This window comes from Saccharospirillum sp. (assembly GCF_040881935.1).
Taxonomy (GTDB): domain Bacteria; phylum Pseudomonadota; class Gammaproteobacteria; order Pseudomonadales; family Natronospirillaceae; genus Saccharospirillum.
In genome coordinates this window covers 30,201-49,554 of sequence record NZ_JBBECH010000082.1, presented here as the reverse complement: position 1 = coordinate 49,554, position 19,354 = coordinate 30,201, and the positions used below count along the sequence as shown (strand labels likewise).

The 19,354-nt window shown below is 55.7% G+C and carries 20 protein-coding genes and 3 tRNA genes (1 of these 23 running past the window's edge); 3 read left to right on the top strand and 20 right to left on the bottom strand.

Going from position 1 to position 19,354, the window contains the following annotated elements; translation table 11 throughout:
• Positions 1-21, top strand: a tRNA-Asn gene (locus WEB54_RS15300) (it extends 155 nt beyond the left edge of the window).
• A gap of 101 nt (positions 22-122) precedes the next feature.
• Here WEB54_RS15300 and WEB54_RS15295 read toward each other — a convergent pair.
• The 8 genes from WEB54_RS15295 to dapA form a co-directional block, all read right to left on the bottom strand.
• The gene (locus WEB54_RS15295; RefSeq protein WP_368055508.1) at positions 123-767 is read right to left on the bottom strand and encodes an FKBP-type peptidyl-prolyl cis-trans isomerase; all 645 of its coding nucleotides are present in this window, start codon (positions 765-767) and stop codon (positions 123-125) included.
• A gap of 385 nt (positions 768-1,152) precedes the next feature.
• Positions 1,153-2,565 (bottom strand): hypothetical protein, encoded by a 1,413-nt coding sequence (locus WEB54_RS15290; RefSeq protein ID WP_368055502.1) that lies wholly within the window; start codon positions 2,563-2,565, stop codon positions 1,153-1,155.
• 194 nt (positions 2,566-2,759) lie between these two features.
• Entirely contained in the window at positions 2,760-4,214 is a 1,455-nt protein-coding gene (locus WEB54_RS15285) for an NAD(P)H-hydrate dehydratase (RefSeq protein WP_368055504.1), read from the bottom strand.
• A gap of 117 nt (positions 4,215-4,331) precedes the next feature.
• The gene (locus WEB54_RS15280) at positions 4,332-5,147 is read right to left on the bottom strand and encodes a hypothetical protein (protein WP_368056582.1); all 816 of its coding nucleotides are present in this window, start codon (positions 5,145-5,147) and stop codon (positions 4,332-4,334) included.
• 264 nt (positions 5,148-5,411) lie between these two features.
• A complete protein-coding gene (gene purC / locus WEB54_RS15275; RefSeq protein ID WP_368056581.1) occupies positions 5,412-6,128 on the bottom strand; it encodes a phosphoribosylaminoimidazolesuccinocarboxamide synthase in 717 nt (238 codons plus the stop codon).
• 16 nt (positions 6,129-6,144) lie between these two features.
• Entirely contained in the window at positions 6,145-6,912 is a 768-nt protein-coding gene (locus tag WEB54_RS15270) for an MBL fold metallo-hydrolase (RefSeq protein WP_368056579.1), read from the bottom strand.
• A gap of 5 nt (positions 6,913-6,917) precedes the next feature.
• Positions 6,918-7,541 (bottom strand): hypothetical protein, encoded by a 624-nt coding sequence (locus tag WEB54_RS15265; RefSeq protein WP_368053321.1) that lies wholly within the window; start codon positions 7,539-7,541, stop codon positions 6,918-6,920.
• Positions 7,534-8,409, bottom strand: coding sequence for a 4-hydroxy-tetrahydrodipicolinate synthase (gene dapA / locus WEB54_RS15260; RefSeq protein WP_368053323.1), 876 nt, complete (start codon positions 8,407-8,409; stop codon positions 7,534-7,536). Before dapA ends, WEB54_RS15265 begins: the two co-directional genes overlap by 8 nt.
• A gap of 302 nt (positions 8,410-8,711) precedes the next feature.
• On the opposite strand from dapA, the gene WEB54_RS15255 reads away from it, so the two are divergent.
• Positions 8,712-9,191, top strand: coding sequence for a peroxiredoxin (locus tag WEB54_RS15255; protein ID WP_368056577.1), 480 nt, complete (start codon positions 8,712-8,714; stop codon positions 9,189-9,191).
• Between the two features lie 39 nt (positions 9,192-9,230).
• Here the strand turns inward: WEB54_RS15255 and WEB54_RS15250 are convergent, their stop codons facing one another.
• On the bottom strand, positions 9,231-10,340 hold the full coding sequence (locus WEB54_RS15250) for an AI-2E family transporter (protein WP_368053327.1): 1,110 nt from the start codon (positions 10,338-10,340) through the stop codon (positions 9,231-9,233).
• Between the two features lies 1 nt (position 10,341).
• Positions 10,342-10,590: a sulfurtransferase TusA family protein gene (locus WEB54_RS15245; protein ID WP_368053329.1), complete on the bottom strand. Its 249-nt coding sequence runs from the start codon at positions 10,588-10,590 to the stop codon at positions 10,342-10,344.
• Between the two features lie 74 nt (positions 10,591-10,664).
• Between WEB54_RS15245 and WEB54_RS15240 the strand changes: the two genes are divergently transcribed.
• Entirely contained in the window at positions 10,665-12,071 is a 1,407-nt protein-coding gene (locus WEB54_RS15240) for a M48 family metallopeptidase (RefSeq protein WP_368053331.1), read from the top strand.
• A gap of 18 nt (positions 12,072-12,089) precedes the next feature.
• Here the strand turns inward: WEB54_RS15240 and nadA are convergent, their stop codons facing one another.
• From nadA to tolQ, 10 genes are all read right to left on the bottom strand, one after another.
• Complete coding sequence (nadA, locus tag WEB54_RS15235; protein ID WP_368053333.1) at positions 12,090-13,130, bottom strand: quinolinate synthase NadA; 1,041 nt, start codon at positions 13,128-13,130, stop codon at positions 12,090-12,092.
• Between the two features lie 233 nt (positions 13,131-13,363).
• Positions 13,364-13,439, bottom strand: a tRNA-Lys gene (locus WEB54_RS15230).
• 119 nt (positions 13,440-13,558) lie between these two features.
• Positions 13,559-13,634 (bottom strand) — tRNA-Lys (locus tag WEB54_RS15225).
• 95 nt (positions 13,635-13,729) lie between these two features.
• Positions 13,730-14,410 (bottom strand): 7-cyano-7-deazaguanine synthase QueC, encoded by a 681-nt coding sequence (queC, locus tag WEB54_RS15220; RefSeq protein ID WP_368053983.1) that lies wholly within the window; start codon positions 14,408-14,410, stop codon positions 13,730-13,732.
• Positions 14,411-14,556: 146 nt separating this feature from the next.
• Positions 14,557-15,255: a tol-pal system protein YbgF gene (gene ybgF, locus WEB54_RS15215; RefSeq protein WP_368053981.1), complete on the bottom strand. Its 699-nt coding sequence runs from the start codon at positions 15,253-15,255 to the stop codon at positions 14,557-14,559.
• A gap of 79 nt (positions 15,256-15,334) precedes the next feature.
• Positions 15,335-15,904, bottom strand: coding sequence for a peptidoglycan-associated lipoprotein Pal (pal, locus tag WEB54_RS15210; protein ID WP_368053979.1), 570 nt, complete (start codon positions 15,902-15,904; stop codon positions 15,335-15,337).
• 116 nt (positions 15,905-16,020) lie between these two features.
• Positions 16,021-17,331 carry a Tol-Pal system beta propeller repeat protein TolB gene (tolB, locus tag WEB54_RS15205; protein WP_368056573.1) on the bottom strand — a complete coding sequence of 437 codons (1,311 nt, stop codon included), beginning with the start codon at positions 17,329-17,331 and terminating at the stop codon, positions 16,021-16,023.
• Positions 17,328-18,206: a TonB C-terminal domain-containing protein gene (locus WEB54_RS15200; protein ID WP_368056571.1), complete on the bottom strand. Its 879-nt coding sequence runs from the start codon at positions 18,204-18,206 to the stop codon at positions 17,328-17,330. Before WEB54_RS15200 ends, tolB begins: the two co-directional genes overlap by 4 nt.
• On the bottom strand, positions 18,196-18,627 hold the full coding sequence (gene tolR / locus WEB54_RS15195; protein WP_368053973.1) for a protein TolR: 432 nt from the start codon (positions 18,625-18,627) through the stop codon (positions 18,196-18,198). Before tolR ends, WEB54_RS15200 begins: the two co-directional genes overlap by 11 nt.
• Positions 18,624-19,337, bottom strand: a complete 714-nt coding sequence (tolQ, locus tag WEB54_RS15190) for a protein TolQ (RefSeq protein WP_368053971.1) — start codon at positions 19,335-19,337, stop codon at positions 18,624-18,626. The genes tolR and tolQ overlap by 4 nt, the downstream gene beginning before the upstream one ends.
• Between the last annotated feature and the right edge of the window lie 17 nt (positions 19,338-19,354).

Genomic DNA, 19,354 nt, shown 5'->3' with positions numbered 1-19,354 from the left:
CGAGTCCTGCTCGAGGAGCCACACAACAAAAAAGGCGTACCCAAGGGTACGCCTTTTTTTGTGCCTTAAACCCTCACCTGCGAGACTCTCGCAGACAGGGGTTTCGGAGTACCTTCAAAATACTACAGTACTTCCAGCAACTCGACTTCGAACATCAGCACAGAGCCAGCCGGGATGGTCGGGCTTGGGCTGGCGTCGCCATAAGCCAGTTCAGCTGGAATGTAAAACTTGTACTTGTCGCCTTCAGTCATCAGCTGCACACCTTCGGTCCAGCCTGCGATCACACCGCTAAGCGGAAATTCGATAGGTTCGCCACGGTCAACCGAGCTGTCGAAAACCGTACCGTCGATCAGCGTGCCATGATAGTGGACACGGACAGTGTCTTCAGCAGTTGGTGATGCTCCATCGTCAGTTGAGGACATCACTTCATACTGCAGCCCAGAATCGGTCACGGCTACACCGTCGCGCTCAGCGTTCTCTGCCAGAAAAGCGATACCGGCCGCTTTGCTTTCCGCGACCTGACCTTGCTGTTGCTCCTGGAGCTCAGCCATAGCGGCCTGCTGCTTTTCTTGCAACGCCTGAATAGCGGCGTTGATTTCAGCCTGATCCAGTGCTGTCTCAGAACCGCCCATGGCGGCTTCGATACCCGCAATCAGTGCTTCAGTATCAAGCTCCAGACCCTGAGTTTGCTGCATCAGGTTTGATGCAAAGCCAAAACCGATGCCATAAGAGGCTTTCTGCTCATCGGTGTTCAACTCTTCTGCCATAACGGATCCTACAAAACCCAGCGCAATCGCACCGGCCAACAAACTTTTTTTCAAATGCATTTATATGCCTGCCTTTATGTCTTGAGCATCGGGTTCAACCCAGCTCACTATGTATTGCCAGGGCGGGACCTGCCCTTCCCGTGATTTCTTTCGGCGTCTGTCCGATATCAACGTTTGGGTTTGCTAATCGAATATCTACTACCCGGATAGCGCAACGTTGATCATCACCGGCTCGGGACGCACCCGAAACCTTCTCACGGACACCATCGAAAGACTGATTCAAGTCTAACCGGCCACTGTATCAGACACCACAGCGTTTACCGGTAATTGACCGGAGCGTCAGGCCAGCCGACGCAAAATATTGTGCCGGGCCAGCCTACCATGACTACACCGGCCGGTGCATCTCAGCTGCAGTATCTAGCTGTTCCGTCGGTTTTTCAGCCCGAGGTTTAACGCGCAATGCAACCCACAGTGGCAGACTAATGAAGACGTCGTATACCGCCTGCAAAGCTCGGTTTACATACCACAACCAACCCGATGCCAAGCGGAGCACCCAGGCCAAAAACCGCAACGCAAAACCGATAACCACTACCAGGGATATGCGAAGACTGTGCAACAAGCGCTCAAAGGGAACCGCAAAAAAAATAAGGATAAGGGGCAGTACGAAAGCGAGCACCATACGGGCACCCAATACCAGCCCCTGATCCAACAGCGGTGCTTCATACACAATCACCGGGTATTGTATCAGCCGCTCAAGCTCGGTCGTCGGCAACCCCGCCCGCTGATGCAAATACACCAGACCGGCCTGAGCCAGCGCCGACAAAACCAACAGGCCAACCAGAACCCAGACCAGGCGGCGCCTGACCGGGGCATCAAGACCATAAAGTCCGTCGAACACACGGGTAATACGCAGCAATTCCATCAGAACCCAACCCATGGCTATGCTCACCCCGAGCAGCATCAAACCAGCCCAGTCGGCCATAGCCATACCAGCAAGTGGCTCACCCGGTGCCATCATCGTCTGCAACGGTGCACTCATCAGATTAAAGCTCAACCAGGCGACACCAAGCCACAACAGCACCAACACGGCAGAAAGAATACCTTCTACGAACAGTGACACCTGCAGTGCCCGGCGGGGCTGATCCCCACCTGTCAACAAGCCCTGGTATTGCTCCATATGGCGGTCGATGTCACGACCCATGTGCAGCAAACTGCGAATGCCCGTCCGTACCCGTTCAATCGCATGGCTGAGCTTACGCCACTGCGGCATCATGCCATGCAACAGGCGATGCCGGTGGCTCATGCTTTTGCGATAACTGTGCAGGGCCTGCTCATGCTGACGATTAAGGTCGGACTCAAGGTGCTTAAGTACATTCGAGAACGCAGGATTACCATTTTGCGATTCTTTCAGGCGCACCACAGCGGCCATCGAATCCAGCCAGTCCGGGGCTGGCGGTGGGGTCTCCGCCGTCTTGTGATAATCTTCTTCCAGTTGGCTGATGTGTTCACTGATCTGCCGTTGCCAATGGGGAAACTGCGCCAGGTCCCGATCGATCAGTTGCCACACCTGATGAAACTCCCGGTCCAGCCGACGCTCCAGGCGCTGCTGACCTATTTCCAACAACACCGCCTGGTTACGACGATCCAACTGGTCTGCGGCATCGACAAAGGCTTTGGCCTGAGCGCGCAATAGCAGTCGAACGGAGCCAGTAAGGGTGTTCAACAGGCGCACCACAGACGCACGGGCCACAGAGCCCAATATCATGGCGATAGCCACCCACACCACGGCAGACAGCATTGGTCTCTCGGGTATAATGATCCAACTCACAATGTTCTCACTGTTCAATTCGCGTGTTCGACGCTGATCACGCCTTTCGTTGCCAGCATAGACTCAACCAGCCGATGCGCAAAGTTTGCTCACAAAATGTGTCACTTCAATAATCCACGGTGAAACACTTTCAGAACGGCGCACAAGACTGCTCAACCAGTGCGTTAATGATCTGGGACAGGAGTGGTCAGCCGAGCCGCCTGAATAAGCGGTAGCAGATCAGTCGCCAACACGATGCGCTGATGCCTGGCCAGCCGGGCCGCCAGCGCCGCATGCCACCAGGTGGCTGACAGCGCTGCCTGACGTGACGAAAAGCCCTGGGCCATGAGCCCGCCAATCCAGCCCGCCAGGGTATCGCCCATGCCCGGCGTCGCCATGGCCACGGTGCCCGGGTGACTGAACCAGAGCTGCCCCTGGTCGGCGATAAGACTGCCCGCACCCTTCAATACCACCACCGCCTGATAACGCTGACTGAGCGCCAATGCGGCAGCGCAGCGGTCTGCCTGCACTGCGGCGGTAGAGATACCCAGCAAAACACCCGCTTCACCAGGATGTGGCGTCAGAACCCAGCCTGGCAGGGTTGTTGGGTTCTCGGCCAGCCAGACCAGGCCGTCGGCATCGAGAACACCCCGTGGCTGTTGTCGGGTCAGTAATTCACACCGCGCCCGCACCTCCTGCTCGCGCCCCAAGCCCGGCCCCAGTACGACAACGGCCGCTTCTGGAAGGCCAGAAACGTCGGGATTTGCTGTCATTAGCTCTGGCTGTGCCATCAGAACCGCTTGCGCATTGCCCGGTGACGTATGCCAAAACACCTTACCAGCCCCCGCTGCCAGGGCGGCCCGGGCCGCCAACAGCCCGGCCCCACCCATGCCTGGAGAGCCAGCCACAATTCGAACCTGCCCAAAGTGCCCTTTGTGGCCATTGGCGACTCGCTCCGGCCAGGCTGGCGCGGTTGCCAGATGCCAATGTACAGCCAGGTTCAGACTTTGCGCCAGAACTGCCGCCTCTACGCCCAAGGTTTCCAGTGCCAGGCGGCCCACACAACCAGGGCCGTCGCCGGTTAGCAACCCGGGTTTAAAGGCAATAAAACTCAGGGTTTCGCTGGCCTGAAAAACAGCCTCGTCCACCACTCCGGTATCGGCATTCAGGCCAGTCGGCACATCGACGGCCAGACGACTGGCGGCGAAATCGTTTACAGTGGCCACCAGGGCGGCCAGGGGCTCTTTAAGGGGCCCTCTCTGGCCCGAGCCCAGCAGCGCATCGACGACCACAGCGGGTTCACCACTGGGCAATCTCGCTTGCTCTGAACCGACCTTGAGCCACTGCCGCCGCGCACGATCAGCATCCGAGCCGGGGCGGGATGGCCCGAGTGGAGCGACCAGACACACCTCAAACCCGGCCTGCTGCAAATGCCAGGCGGCAACGTAGCCGTCGCCCCCGTTATTGCCTTTGCCCGCCAACACCCAGATAGCGCCACGGGGTTTCAGAGCCATTACTCGCTGTGCTACCGCCTCACCTGCCGCCGCCATCAGAGGCCAAGTGCCATCGTCACCGGACTGCTGCGCAACCCAGGCCTGTTCAACTTTGGCTACATCGGCTGCAGCCAGCACGGGTTTCATAAAGGTCTCACCTTTGTTTCACTGTGCTTTACATCCTAGCGCCACAAAGCAAAAAAGCCTCCCAAAGGAGGCTTTTTACGATCTAACACCCTTTACACAGGTGCTGGCAACACGCGATCAGAAGCTCATCGCCGCACCGGCGAAGAAGCCGGAGTAGTTCACTTCTGATGCATATTCAGATGTGTCTGCGCCCAGAGTCGAGTCACCAATGGTCAGGCCATAGTTGCGGTAACCTGCTTCAATACCGAGTTTAACAAGCACGTTGGTTGGTAGTGGCGCAAACCAGGTGCCTTTTACTTCCAGGTCGGTGATGTTGGTGTCGCCGATAGGCAGGGTTTTTAGTTCCCCCCCCAGACGAACATCGGCCACGGGAATGTCAAAGTGACCGCCCAGATACAACATTGGCACGATGATTGGGGTACCATTGACCTCAAAAGCCGTGTCAAGAGACTGGCCTGAAGTTTGTCCTTCAGCACTGAAACCGCCAATCAACGACCGGAAGTTAAGACCAAAATCAACAGAGGCTAACGGTAGTGGAATACCATAGGTCAACGACAAGTCGAAATAGCTCAAGTCAAATTCGGAATTAACTTCTTCCGTATAGGTTTGGCTCTCACCACCATAGGTAACCTCATCAGTAATGAAGTTAGTACCTTCACTATAGAGGTTTTGATATTTCAGGCCCACATCCGGAAAAATAGGAACAGAGATTTTGGTCCAGGCATAGAGACCGTTTTCGGCATCCTGATTCAAACCAATTGGATCTGAACTCTGGTCACCCTTCAGGTCAATTTCGTCATTCGCCAAGGACCCTTCATTCAACGAGTTAAAGCTATACCCCAACCCACCATCAATATCGATAAGTACCTTGGCAGACGCCAGGGGCGCAAACAAAACAGTAGCCGCAGCGGCAGTGGCCATCCAAATTTTCATAGTGATTCCTCATGTGAACGTTTCACAGACAGAGTCTGCACCAACAACTGATTACTCTTAAATTGTCAAATCTGACGTTTGCAACTGACAAAGTGCCAGGTGCCGGGTGTGCCTATCCGGGGGAGTCCGCAACATGGATGTTGCGGTCTAGGCCCCATGGACGGGTTCACGCCGACCCCGGATAGGTACACCCGGCGCCTGGCATGGACTCCAGACAACGCAGATAACCCAGACTCCGAAACTTAAACTTAAAAACAGCCTAGCTCAAGACTGAAATTCAATGCCAATACGGCGCCCGACCTCTTCATAGCTTTCGATAACATTACCCAGGTTCTGCCGGAACCGGTCTTTATCCATTTTTTCGCCGGTGCGGGCATCCCACAAGCGGCAACCATCCGGTGAGAACTCGTCGCCCAGTACAATGTCGCCCTGAAAGCGGCCAAATTCAAGTTTGTAGTCGATCAAAACCAGTCCGCCATCGGCAAACAGTTTGGTTAACACCTTGTTGACCTGCAGGGTTAGCGCCTTCATGGCCGCCACTTCCTGTTCACTCGCCCAACCAAAGGTGGCGATGTGCGACTCGTTGATCATTGGGTCGTGCAGGGCATCGTTCTTCAGAAAGAACTCAAACACCGCCGGGGTTAGCTCCTGACCTTCGGTCACACCCAGTCGACGCACCAGACTGCCCGCCGCACGATTACGCACCACACACTCTACCGGAATCATGTCGAGGTTGCGTACCAGGCTTTCATTGATTGAGAGCTGGTCGACAAAATGGGTGGCAATACCCGCCGATTGCAGTGCTTTCATGATGAACGCATTGAACTGGTTGTTAACCTGGCCCTTGCGCTCCAGTTGCTCCATTTTTTCACCGTCGAACGCCGAGGTGTCGTTGCGAAATTCCAGCACCAACAGGGTGGGATCGTCGGTGGTATAAACGGTTTTTGCCTTGCCGGCGTAGAGCTCACCCGTTTTTTTCATTGCTTGGCCTCGTCAGTTAGGCGGGTTGTAGGGGAATCCAGGGACACCCTTCATCCTGAGTCAGGGTATGGACTTGCAGTGCCGCATTGTTTTGCAGCACAGGCGCCAATGCTGCCATGGCCAGATCAGGGTGATTGTTGTGTTCACTGATGTGCGAAATCATCAGATGCTGCAAGCCGTTTAATTCAATACTGGACAGCAACTGAGCGGCCTGCTGATTGCTCAGATGCCCCCAGTCACCCCCGACCCGCCGTTTCAAACTGGCCGGGTAAGGCCCATTTGCCAACATATCGGGGTCGTGATTGCATTCTAGCAGCAAAGCCTGGCAACGTTGATAGCTGCGCGTGACCAGCGGCGTAATACTGCCAAGATCGGTCAGCACACCCATGCAGAATTGTTGATAGTTAAAAACAAACTGCACCGGCTCGCGCGCATCGTGTGGCACCGTCACCGGTTCAATTTCGATATCGCCAATGCAAAACCGCTGGTGAACGTTGATGGGCTTAAACAGCGGGACAGGTGTTTTGAACGAGCGGGCTGTGCCCGGCGTCGCATAGACCGGCACACCGTGTTTGCGGCTGAGCATTGGCGCACCGCGCAGGTGATCTCCGTGCTCGTGCGTCACCATGATTGCAGACAATTGCGCCGGATCGATGCCCCGGGCTTGCAAGCGGGTTTCGGCTTCCTTCAAGCCAAAGCCACAGTCGACCAGTACCGTTGTCGTGCCTGCCTGGATCACGGTGGCGTTACCTTTACTGCCACTGCCCAGGGAGGTAAAGCGCATCGCCGTTACTCCTGAACAGACGTTTGGCCACTGCTGGTTGGTGTCCGACCCTCGAGCAGGACAGCTCGCAGCTCGCCCATCAGTCGACGGTTTTCTTCGGCACTGAGCACCAGATCATCAGGGTACTCGGCGGCAATATCGGTGCCGCTGACTCTGGGAACCAGCATCAAATAGACCGTCTGCCGCTCGCCACTGAAAAAAGCGCCAATGCGTCCGAACAGATTCCGGCTGGCGACATCGGCATCTTCCAGCTCCATCCGGTACTGGCTGCGGTTACGGTCGGCCACTGGCCAGCCCAGTTGTGCTACGGCACCTTCCAGTAACTCCCAGGTCAGGCTGGCGCTACGATTCACCTGCAGCGACAGGTTGCCGAAACTGTCGGTCGTGTCCGTAATGGTCAATTCGCTGGTGGCGCTGCGTGCAAACAGGGAGTCGTCAATAGTGACCGGGGGCCGATCAACTGCCCGGTCGGCGCTGGTGACCGTTCGGGGTTGCTCAACCGGTATCGGATACCAGTCTGAGGTTGCCTCGGCTCCGGGGGTGTAGTCGACGTTAATCTCGCGCTGACCGCAAGCGGCCAGCACCAATGTAGCGCTCAGTAGAACCAGAGGAAGTCTCACGTCAGACAACACCCGATTCCATCAGTGCCTTGCGAACGATGTCGTGCATGGGCTCTGAGAGGGGTGTCAGTGGCAGGCGTATCCCGGCCGGTATCAATCCCATTAGATTCAGGGCCCACTTCACCGGAATCGGGTTGGCCTCCACAAACAGATTGGTGTGCAAAGGCATTAACAGGTCGTTCAGGCGGGTAGCCAGTTCCCGGTCACCGGCCATCGCCGCCGCACACAGGCTCGACATGGCTTTGGGAGACACATTGGCGGTCACCGAGATATCGCCATGGCCGCCCATCAGCATCAGTTCCATGGCGGTGGCGTCATCGCCGCTGTATATGGCGAAACCTTCGGGTGCGTTATCTATCAGAAACCGGGCACGCTCCAAATCACCGGTGGCTTCTTTAATGCCCACAATGTTGTGCACTTCCGCCAGGCGAAGTGTCGTCTCTGGCAACATATCGCACGCCGTTCGACCTGGGACATTGTATAGAATCTGGGGGATATCGACGTTTTCAGCAATGTAACAATAATGCTGATACAAGCCTTCCTGCGTCGGCTTGTTGTAGTAAGGCGTTACCAGCAGGGCCGCATCGGCCCCGGCGGCCTTGGCGGCACGGGTGAGATGCATGGCCTCACGCGTAGAGTTCCCGCCGGTTCCGGCGACAACCGGAATGCGACCGGCGCATTTATCCACGGTAAACCGAATCACTTCCTCGTGCTCTTTCATATCGAGCGTAGAAGCTTCACCCGTTGTGCCGACGGCACCAATGGCAGCGGTGCCATTGTCAATGTGGAATTCGATGAGCTGCTCAAGGCTGGTCCAATCGACGGCACCGTCTGGGTGCATCGGTGTAACCATGGCGACAATACTGCCTGTGATCATGAAACTAACGTCTCCGGCTGTGCTCTTGATTCGATCGCCTCGGCTGACACGAGTCATTCCGGACGCTGGACTGGGTCTACTACCGTCTAAATCGGCAATGGTACTGGCGCACTAGCACCGACACAAGCCCGGCCCGATCCCTTTTCCACCACCTGACCTAATGGTCAACTGGTATTGTTCACATTTTGAGCCATACTTGGTAAAGCTGTGCCTCGGCTGCGAGGCCTGACAGCCAGGCTGTGAACCCATGCGGTATTCGAAGGCCCGCTTTCGCATGAGCATCCACAATAAGGAGTAACACCATGACCATCGAAATTGGTCGGCCAGTCCCCGATTTTGTGGTGCCGGCGACCAGCCACAAAAACGTTCATCTGCGCGCGTTGCGGGGATACAGAATCCTGCTGTATTTCTATCCCAAAAACCACACTCCAGCCTGTACCATTGAAACCCAGGATTTTGGTGCAAATTACCACCGCTTTCGTCAGCAAAACATCATTTTGTTTGGTGTTAGCCGGGACACCCTGGACAGCCATGAATCCTTCAAGCGCGCACAAAGTCTGCCTTTCGAACTGATTTCCGACAGCGACGAAGCGCTGTGCAACCTGTTCGGCGTGTTGCGGGAAAAAGAGCTGCTCGGCCGAAAAATCAAAGGCCTGGTGCGCAGTACCTTTTTAATCGATGAACAGGGCACCCTTTCGCGCACCTGGATCGATGTAGATGCCCGCAATCACGTCCACCGGGTTCTGGATGACCTCGGTGCCCGACCCCGCCGGACTGGCTGATACCCGGCAGGTGCCGCTCAGCATTACTTCACGGGCGCTTCATTGTGTTTCTTCAGCCGCCTCTTTCGCTGCCCTGGCTTCCTGATGCTTCGGCCAGGCATTAAAAATAGCCTTGACCAGCGTTGCCAGCGGAATGGCAAAAAAGACGCCCCAGAAGCCCCAGATCCCTCCGAACAGCAACACGGCCACGATGATCGAAACCGGGTTCAGGTTTACCGCTTCTGAGAACAGCAACGGCACCAGAACGTTGCCATCGAGTATCTGAATGATCAGATAGGCAATCATGACGTAGTACAGTTCATTGGTGAACCCGAACTGAAAAGCGCCAATAGCAAACACCGGAATGGTCACGATGGTCGCCCCGATATAGGGAATCAGCACTGAAACGCCGACCAACACCGCGAGCAAGGCTGAATAGTTAAGACCAAACATCTCAAAGGTAACAAACGAAATGCTGCCGATGATCAGAATTTCGATCACCTTGCCGCGTATGTAATTGGCGATCTGCTGGTTCATTTCCAGAGCGATCTGGTTCATCAGGCTGCGCCGGGCTGGTAAAGTGGCTTTGAAGCGGTCCCACAGCACGACCCGATCCTTCAACATGAAAAACACCATCAGCGGCACAACAATCAGGTAGATCAGGACGCCCACCGCACTGGGAAGCGTGTTCAGGGAAAAAGTGAGTACCCTCGGCAGAAAACCAGTCAGTTGCTGACTGATGCCGCGCAAATCGATACCCAGTAGCCACTGTTGTGCCAGCTCATTGGATATAAGTTCCGGGTAGCGCTCCGGTAACGCCTGAATCTGCTCCTGCATCAGGCGAATCATGACCGGCATTTCACTGACCAGGCTGGTGATCTGCCGCAGCAGCGCCGGCACGATGATCAGCATGGCGACTACCAACAACCCGAAAAAAGCAAGACAGACAGCGGTCACAGACAAGAGATGGGGAATTTTAAGATTATTCAGCCGGTCGACAAAGGGCGACAGCAAATACGCCAGAATAACGGCGGTAAATACCGGTGCCAGTACCCGACCCAGGCTATAGACCAGCAAGATCGACAGCATCAGCAAGATAAAGAAAATAACCGCTTCTTCATCTGAAAAATATCGTGAAAAGAACCCCTGTACGACGCGATACAGTTTCAAATCAATTTTCTCCTCGCTGAATCAGGAACCGAAACTGGCCTGTTTCGGTATCGTCCTGCTCCAGTAGCTGGTGGGGTGCACGGCTCAGGTAGGCGGGAATATCCCGCCATGAGCCAGCATCAGTGGCCAAAACTTCCAGAATATCACCCGGCTCCATACCCGCCAGGGCCTGCTTGGTGCGTAGCAGCGGCAATGGGCATCGCAAACCGCGGGCATCCAATTGCCGTGTCGGGCTACTTTTACAAGTCAATTACAACGCCTCGCTGTCGGGACTCCAAAGAGCTCGTATTATAGGGCAACACATCTTCGTTGTATGGAACTCACGTGTATTCCAGGCAAGACCAGAACCGTTGTTACCCAACCTTTTCAGAGCAGCGTCTACCGCTTCACAGGCTCCCTCGGTTCAGGCAGTACATTGCCTGGCTTTGCCTCTGTCTCATTCTCGGGTCAGCAATACCCGTACACGCAGAGTTCGGCGACTCCTCACTGGGCTGGACACTGGAACAGGAACGAGCCGTCGCGGGCTATCTGCAGCGCAGATTACAGCGACAAGGCAATGTCATCAATGATGTTTGGCTCGAATACTGGCTGGCCGAACGCGCCGAGCGACTGCGGCAAACCTCAACATCGACCCTGGGGCCGCTCAGCGTGGTATTGCTGCGGCAAAAAGCCTTCAACGCCTTCGCCTTACCGGGCAACGTTATGGGTTTCAACCTGGGCCTTTGGGAAAATGCCCGAACCGAGGATGAATTCACCTCAGTGGTCGCTCACGAAATTGCTCACTTGAGTTTGCGCCACTTCAATCGGCTGTCCGACAGCAACCGTCAACAGGCCTGGCTGGCCATCAGCGGTGCTCTGCTCGGTATCGCTTTGGCCAGCGTAAATTCGGAGATTGGCGGCGCCACCCTGATAGGCTCACAAATGGGTGCTGCGCAGCAGAGCCTCGCCTTCAGCCGGTCGATGGAAAGTGAAGCCGATCGCTACGCCACCGATATGCTGCGCGAAGCGGGCTACAACCCCAATGCGGGCGCCGCCGTGTTCGCCCGGCTACAACAATCGCTGGGCGGGCGCTCCGGGTCTGATTACTGGCAAACCCACCCCCGTGCGATCACCCGATCTGCCCAGCTGGAAGCCCAGCAAGGCAGCGCGAGCGGTGTCACCGGCCATACCGACAACCAGTACGAGACCCTGCGCTGGTACATCAACGAGCATTATGCCGCCGACGATGACTTCGCGCCCGACCCGACCTGGCAAAGCCTGGCACAGACGCCCGAACAACTGTTGCCCCAGCCGCTGATGGACGATCCGGATCCGAATACCCTGTTCGGCTGGATCCGGTTCCAGGCGGAACCGGATGACCCGCGCACCCTTGAGCGCCTGGCACTGTTGCTGACGCTGTTCCCCGACTTCGACCCCGCCTGGCATTTACGCGCCGAGCTTACGGCCCGGTCAGACACAGCAAATGCCTGCCGGGAGGCATTGAGCTTGCTCGATCAGATAAAAGGACAGTATCTCGAGGTAGTGGAGTTGCGGCACCGCCTCAGTGGAGACTGCCTGCAAAACCGGGAAGCCGAGGCGACTGCAGCCTGGTACTGGCACCGCGGAGAGGAGACCCGTGCACTGACCTTGCTCAGGCGGGCACTGGAACTACCCGACAATGCGAGCCAACTGGCTCGGTTACGGGAGAAATTATCCGAATACGAACGGCAACTGGCCCTGTTGCCTGGTTAAATTACCAGCCCTGATCGGTCAGCCCTGTTTAAAGGCCAGCATACGATCCAACGGAATGCGGGCCTGACGGATCAGCTCCGCAGACACATGAATCTCTTCGCCTCCCTGCCCCAGCACCTGCCGCAGTCGCTGTAAATCGTTCATCGCCATCCACGGGCAATGCGCACAACTGCGGCAACTGGCGCCCTGACCGGCCGTTGGCGCTTCAATAAAGGTCTTTCCCGGAGAGCGCTGCTGCATTTTGTAAAAAATGCCGCGATCAGTCGCCACAATAAACTGCTGGTTCGGTAATCGCTCGGAAGCTGCGATCAATTGAGTGGTTGACCCCACCACATCGGCCAGCGCCACAACCGATTCAGGTGATTCAGGATGCACCAGTACCGCCGCGTCGGGGTACATGGCTTTCATGTCCTGAAGCCCCTTGGCCCTGAATTCCTCGTGCACAATGCAGGAGCCGTTCCAGAGCAGCATATCGGCACCGGTTTCGCGCTGGATGTAACGCCCCAGATGCTGATCCGGCGCCCACAGAATTTTTTCACCGGCACGATCCAGATGATCGATCACATCCAGTGCGATGCTGGAGGTTACCACCCAGTCCGCCCGGGCCTTTACGGCCGCCGAGGTGTTGGCGTAGACAACAACGGTCCGGTCTGGATGCTGGTCGCAAAACGCAGCGAACTCATCCGCCGGACAACCCAGATCGAGCGAACAGGTTGCCTCCAGTGTCGGCATCAGTACACGTTTGTCCGGGCTCAGAATTTTCGCCGTTTCGCCCATAAAACGAACACCAGCGACCACCACCGTTTCGGCATCGACATCGCGTCCGTATCGCGCCATCTCTAGCGAATCGCCAATAAATCCGCCAGATGACTCGGCCAGCGACTGAATCAGCGGATCGGTGTAATAATGCGCAACCAATACCGCATTCTGCTCGCGAAGCAGTGTTTCGATCTCGGAACTCAGCGCTTTCACCTGATCCGGCGTCAGGCTATTGGCCTGCTCGGTCACAGGAATCTCGAAATTGATTGTCAATTCTGACAATTCAACAGCATCAGTCATGGCTACCCAGTCACTCGGTCATAGGGGATACAGTGTAACGACAAACAACGCTGTTGCGAAAGACGCAGCGTGCCTGTCTGAGCAATGTGGGGGTGGGATACGCAAACAACAATGCCCACTGCTCCTGCAAGAGTCCACACCGCGCTACCCGCAGAGAGCATCAGCCCCGGGGAACGGTCAGTCGTTAAAACAGGTTAAAAAAAAAGGAGAGCCTGGGCTCTCCTTTCGGTATCTGGTGGGTCGTGCAGGATTCGAACCTGCGACCAATTGGTTAAAAGCCAACTGCTCTACCAACTGAGCTAACGACCCTCAACTGGTTGGACTATTTTACCCATGACTGACAAAAAAACAAATTAAAACAAGCACTTAGCTCTAATCTGAAACTTTGCCTGCCTTACTACCCCGAACATACTGGTCCAATGAGGAAGTGGTGGGTCGTGCAGGATTCGAACCTGCGACCAATTGGTTAAAAGCCAACTGCTCTACCAACTGAGCTAACGACCCTAAGGAGGCGCATATAATATGTATTTTTCGGTGCGGCGCAACCCCGTTCGCCGACTTTTTTTTCTCCAAGCCTTTGATCTACAAAGACTTTGAACTCACTCGACGGCCGCGTAACGGGTCGGATCGGCAACCCCAGCCTGCTCAAAACCGATTTTACGCAAGCGGCAACTGTCACAGAGCCCGCAGGCTTCACCGGCTACATTTGCCTGATAACAACTGACGGTCATGCTGTAATCAACGCCCAAAGACAAGCCCAGACTAACCGTCGCCGCCTTGGTCAGGTTCAGCAAAGGTGCCTGAACAGTCAGCACCTTACCTTCAACTCCCATACGGGTTGCCAGGTTTGCCAGACGTTCAAAAGCGGAAATAAACTCGGGCCGACAATCCGGGTAGCCGGAATAATCTACCGCGCTAACACCGATAAACAATGTCTGAGCTTCCAGCACTTCTGCCCATCCCAGTGCGATCGACAGAAAAACGGTATTTCTGGCGGGCACATAAGTGGCGGGAATGCCTTCGCTCTCAGTGGTCGGAACGTCAATACTGTCGTCTGTAAGGGCCGAGCCACCCAGTGACCGTAAATCTATCGGGATTACCTTGTGCTCTCTCACACCCATCGACTGCGCAATTCGCCGTGCCGCTTCCAGCTCCACGTCATGACGCTGCCCGTAATCAAAACTCAGGGCATGGACGTCATAGCCGTCGGCAATCGCCTTGGCAAGAACGGTAGTAGAGTCAAGCCCACCTGACAGCAATACAACGGCTTTTTTGTTCAATGTTCATTCGTCCTGTTCGTTGTCGTCCTGACTAGGGCATCCTGGACTGAGCCAACTAAGGGCCAACAATCGTCGACCCGTATGGTTATGCCGATTAGCTTGATTAGCAGCAAGCCTCGCAGGGCCTGTTAGAAAGGGACATCCACTTAGTTACTGTCAAGTCGAGCCTGCGCCAGCTTGGCGCTCTGACTACCCGGGTATTCGCTGATCACCCGGTTAAACAACTGGGTTGCCTGTGACCCCCGCTCTTGCTGCTGTGCAATAACACCCAGCTTGTATAGAGAATCCGGGACTTTGGCGTGGTCTTCGTAGTCGTCTACAACGGCTTCAAAAGCCGCCTGAGCCTGTGAGACCTGCCGACTGACCAGGTGCACTTCACCCAGCCAATACCAGGCATTGGGCGTTAGCTCATGATTCGGGTGAGACTGCGCGAACTCGGATAAAGCAGTGATAGCCCCCGGGAAATCCCGGTTGCGAATGAGCTCCCTAGCGGCGTTGTATTCAGCCAGCACTTCCTCATCGCTGACAGCGCCCTCGCTGAGAGAGGATGACACTTCACGCTCAGCAGGGGCCACGGCTTGGATGTCCAACTGCTGCTGCATGTTCAGAAGGCGCTGATCCAGGTCTACATAGCGCTCTTTCTGTTCTTGCTGAAGTATCTGAATCTGGTAGTTCAATTCTTCAACCAAACCACGTTGCTCGGCTACTTGCTGCTCAAGATCACGCACCTGCAACATCAAATTTTCAACAAAAGCAGGGTCGGGAGCAGGCGTCGAGGAGGAACCTCGCGAGGACGGGCTGGAAACATGATCGGCCTGAGACTGAATAACAACAGGTTCAGCCATAGCCGGTATAACAAACGCAAAAGTGCTGCCGATAACGGCAGCACTTGTTATTACCATTTTTTTAAACATGGTGTCTCGATTATGGATATACGATCTCTACACGACGGTTTTCTGCGTAGTCACTTTCTGTGCTACCCAGTGCCAGCGGCATTTCTTCGCCGTAGCTGACAGAGTCGATCTGGCTAGCTGCCACACCGCGCAGCATCAGGTAATCAGCGACTGATTTTGCGCGACGCTCACCCAGTGCCAGGTTGTATTCGCGGGTACCGCGCTCATCAGCATGGCCTTCCAGCACAACGCTCATGTTCGGGTTGGCCGCCAGGTTCATCGCATGGGCGTTCAGCACAGTGCGGAATTCTGAACGGATTGCAGACTCGTCAAAATCGAAGTAGATCAAAGTCTGGTCCAGCAGATCCATGAATTCGCTGGTCACTGCATCTGCCATTTCGTCATCGGCAGAGGTGTCCATTTCAACCGGATCTTGCTGTTCAACTTCGAGGGTCAGGTCGCCCAGACCTTCGTCTTCCATTTCTGTTCCGGTATCAGTCGTTTCAGCACCACTGGTTTCTGCTACGTCGTTGGACGCACAGCCCGCCAGGAACACCGCGAACGTGATAGCAGCAACTTGAATCAGTTTGGTTTTAGCCATTTTCCTTTTCCCATCAGTTGTCGATCATTATTATCAGGTGCTCAGCTAAGCACGAGGCCTTATTGGCATCTTGCCTTGCTTGCTCACCCAGTTCAAGTACACCGTTAAAAGTGTCACTAGTTCAGGTATGGAGACCATGACGGTTCTATCACGTCTCCGTGAATTGAAGGCATTTCACTGGTGACTTGGCCATCCAGCGACACCCATGCCAACACGCCCTGCCCCCTAGACTTAGTAGCATAGACCAGCATCGTGCCATTGGGAGCAATGCTGGGCGATTCATCCAGATTGGTCTCCGTCAGCACTCGGATCTCACGGCTTGCCAGGTCCATCGCAGCAACATGAAAACGCCCGTTAATCTGGTGCACAAACACCAGATAGTCGCCATCACTGCTGTAATGAGCCTTTAGATTCTGGCTTCCTTCAAAGGTTAAGCGCTGCGCACGCTTACTGGCAAGGTCCATTTGATAAATTTGTGGACTCCCGCCCCTTTCTGAAGTGTAGACCAGCGATTTTGAGTCCGGAGAGAAGCTCGGCTCGGTATCAATGTAGTTATTTTGTGTCAGTCGTGTGCTATCACCGCTGGAGAAATCATAGAGATAGAGTTCCGGATTCCCCGCTGTACTGGACACGTAAGCCAGATAGCGGCCATCGGGCGAGAACGATGGTGCCGAGGTGTAGCCGCGCGGGCCGTTGATCGAATTTGACTTGCCAGTCGACAGTTCCTGCACAAAAACCTTCCAGCGATCGCCTACTTTGTTGGCAAACGCCACCCGGCGGCCACTGTGAGACCAGGTGGGCGAGATGATCGGCTCATTGGAGCGATACACGGTACGGGCTCGCTGCCCGTCAGCGTCCGCAATCTGTAGGCGGTATTCAAAGTTATTGTCGGTCGTCGGCCGGCGCGTAACAAAGGCGATTTTGGTCGAGAAGATACCCTTGACGCCAGTGATGCGCTCATGAATCAGGTCAGATATCGAGTGCGCCAGATCCCTGAGTTGAAAAACCCCCACCGTTTGGTTAGCGGCTACAACTCGCCTACCTTCCACAACGTCGTACAGCGCGAAATTGACCTTGACGCGGTCGTCACCCGCGGGCTCGATAGACCCGATAATCAGGTATTCCTGGTTCAGCAACCGCCAGTCGCGATAAAAGACAGCATCTTCAGACGTCGGCTGCGTGAGCATGTTGCGCGGTGGTAACGCTTCAAAACGTCCGGTACGGGTGAGGTTCTGATCGATAATACTGTGCACTTCCTCCGGCAGGGTTGCACTGCCTTCCCAGTAGAAAGGCACGATGGCGATCCTGGTTTTGGTGTCGTAGCCCCGGGTAACAACGATATCGAGGTCTTCGGCCTGCACCAGGCCTGAGCAGACGATGGACACTAGGGTAATCAGGCTGACAACAACTGAATCTTTTATTCTCACTGCATCAGATCCTCAGGTTTGAACGTAATGGTAAAACTGCGAAAATTCTGGTTAAACGCCTGGATGTCTTCAGGCACCTCAAAACGGCGTATGCGTTGCAGGGCTCTCAGGGCCGACTGATCCAGACTCGCGATGCCACTGCCGGACACGATAACAGGTTCACCCTGCATTTCACCGGTCGGCAACAGATTAATACGCACCACTGTCTCGCGGTCGCGCAAATCCATTACTCTGAGCTCCATGGGCCGCGACCAGGCTCGCTGAACCTGCTGGCCGATGCGGCCTTTATAATCGTCAGTCACCGTGGCGATTCGCTGCTGCGCCTCCCGACGTTGTTCGGCCTGCTCCTGCTGCTGCTCGATAGCTGCGTCTTCTTCATCAAGCCCGGCCAGTAAGTCACTGAACGAATTCTCAGTGGGGACCGGGTTAGGCCGAGGCTCGGGTTCTGGTCTTGGCGCCGGCTCGGGTTCTGGCTGTGGCTCTGGAACTGGAACTGGTGCCGGTTCGGGCTCAGGCTCAGGAGCCGGTTCCGGCTCAGGCTGTGGCGTCGGTTCGGGTGCCGGCTCCGGCTGTGGCGTCGGTTCGGGTGCCGGCTCCGGCTGTGGCGTCGGTTCGGGTTCTGGTTTGGGCTCAGGAGTTGGCTCCGGCTGCGGTTCCGGCCTCGGCGCAGGCTGTGGCTCGGGTTGCGCAGCCACCTTCGGCTGGGGCTCTATACGCAAACTGGCTTGCATGGCCGGTGGCAATTCAAAACTGTCTGGTGTTGGCGTGGTGAAACTGAACCCCACCAGCAGTACAAAGCCGATAACGGCATGTAATACTACGGCTGAGCTCACGGGCCCTGCCAGGTTACGCCACTGATCGAGCTCAGCTTTCATTCGGTGCCTCGGTGATCAACCCGACCGAGCTGATGCCTGCCTGTTGCAAGGCTGCCATTACCTGCATCACCGTGCCATAGGGCACACGATTATCACCCCGGATGTACACTTCAAGGCTCGGTTGCTGCTGCAATACCCGCAAAGCATACTCGCCCACTGCACCGACCTGCACCGTCTCGGGCTCTTCATCGCCGCGTTCGATAAAGATCTGCCCCTGCTCATCGACCGCAACGATCAGGTATTCCTGTTCATCGTCCCGCTCCAGTGGCCCGGACACCACTTGCGGCACCTCAACCTCAACCCCTTGCATCATCATCGGTGCAGTCACCATAAAGATGATCAGCAGCACCAACATGACATCAATATACGGCACGACGTTGATGTCTGACATCGGCTTGCGGCCACGGCGCACCGTAATCATGCTGGCACTTCTTTCTGCCGCGCCGGCTGGCTGCCCAGCAAATGCGCCTGACGGTGCAGTATCGCCGAGAATTCTTCGGCAAAGGTTTCGTAGTTACCGACCAGCTTGTCGGCCTGAGCCGAGAAACGGTTGTAGGCGATAACGGCCGGAATAGCTGCAAACAACCCCATGGCCGTTGCGATCAGGGCTTCTGAGATACCGGGCGCTACGGTCGCCAGCGTTACCTGAGGTACGGACGCCAGACCGCGAAAAGAATTCATGATGCCCCACACCGTGCCAAAGAGGCCGATGTAGGGGCTGGTAGAACCGACTGTAGCCAGAAACGGCAGATGATGATCCAGCTTTTCCATTTCCTTGCTGCACGCCACGCGCATGGCGCGCTGGCAACCGGCCATGATGGCGTCGGCATCGGTCATGTTTTGCTGGCGCAGCCGGTTAAACTCTTTGAAACCGACGCGAAAGATGTGTTCACCCCCGTTCTGCGGATCCGGATTGGCATTCACCTGACGATAAAGTTGCGCCAGATCCATACCGGACCAGAACCGTTCTTCAAAACCGGCAAAGCGACGATAAGCGGCGCGCAGCACTTTGCGCCGCTCGAAAATAAAGATCCAGGTCGCGACGGATGCTGCCAGCAATGTCAACATGACCAACTGCACTAACAGCGAGGCTTCGCTGACCAATTCCCAGATTGACAATTGACTGCCCACACCCAATTCCTCTTGTT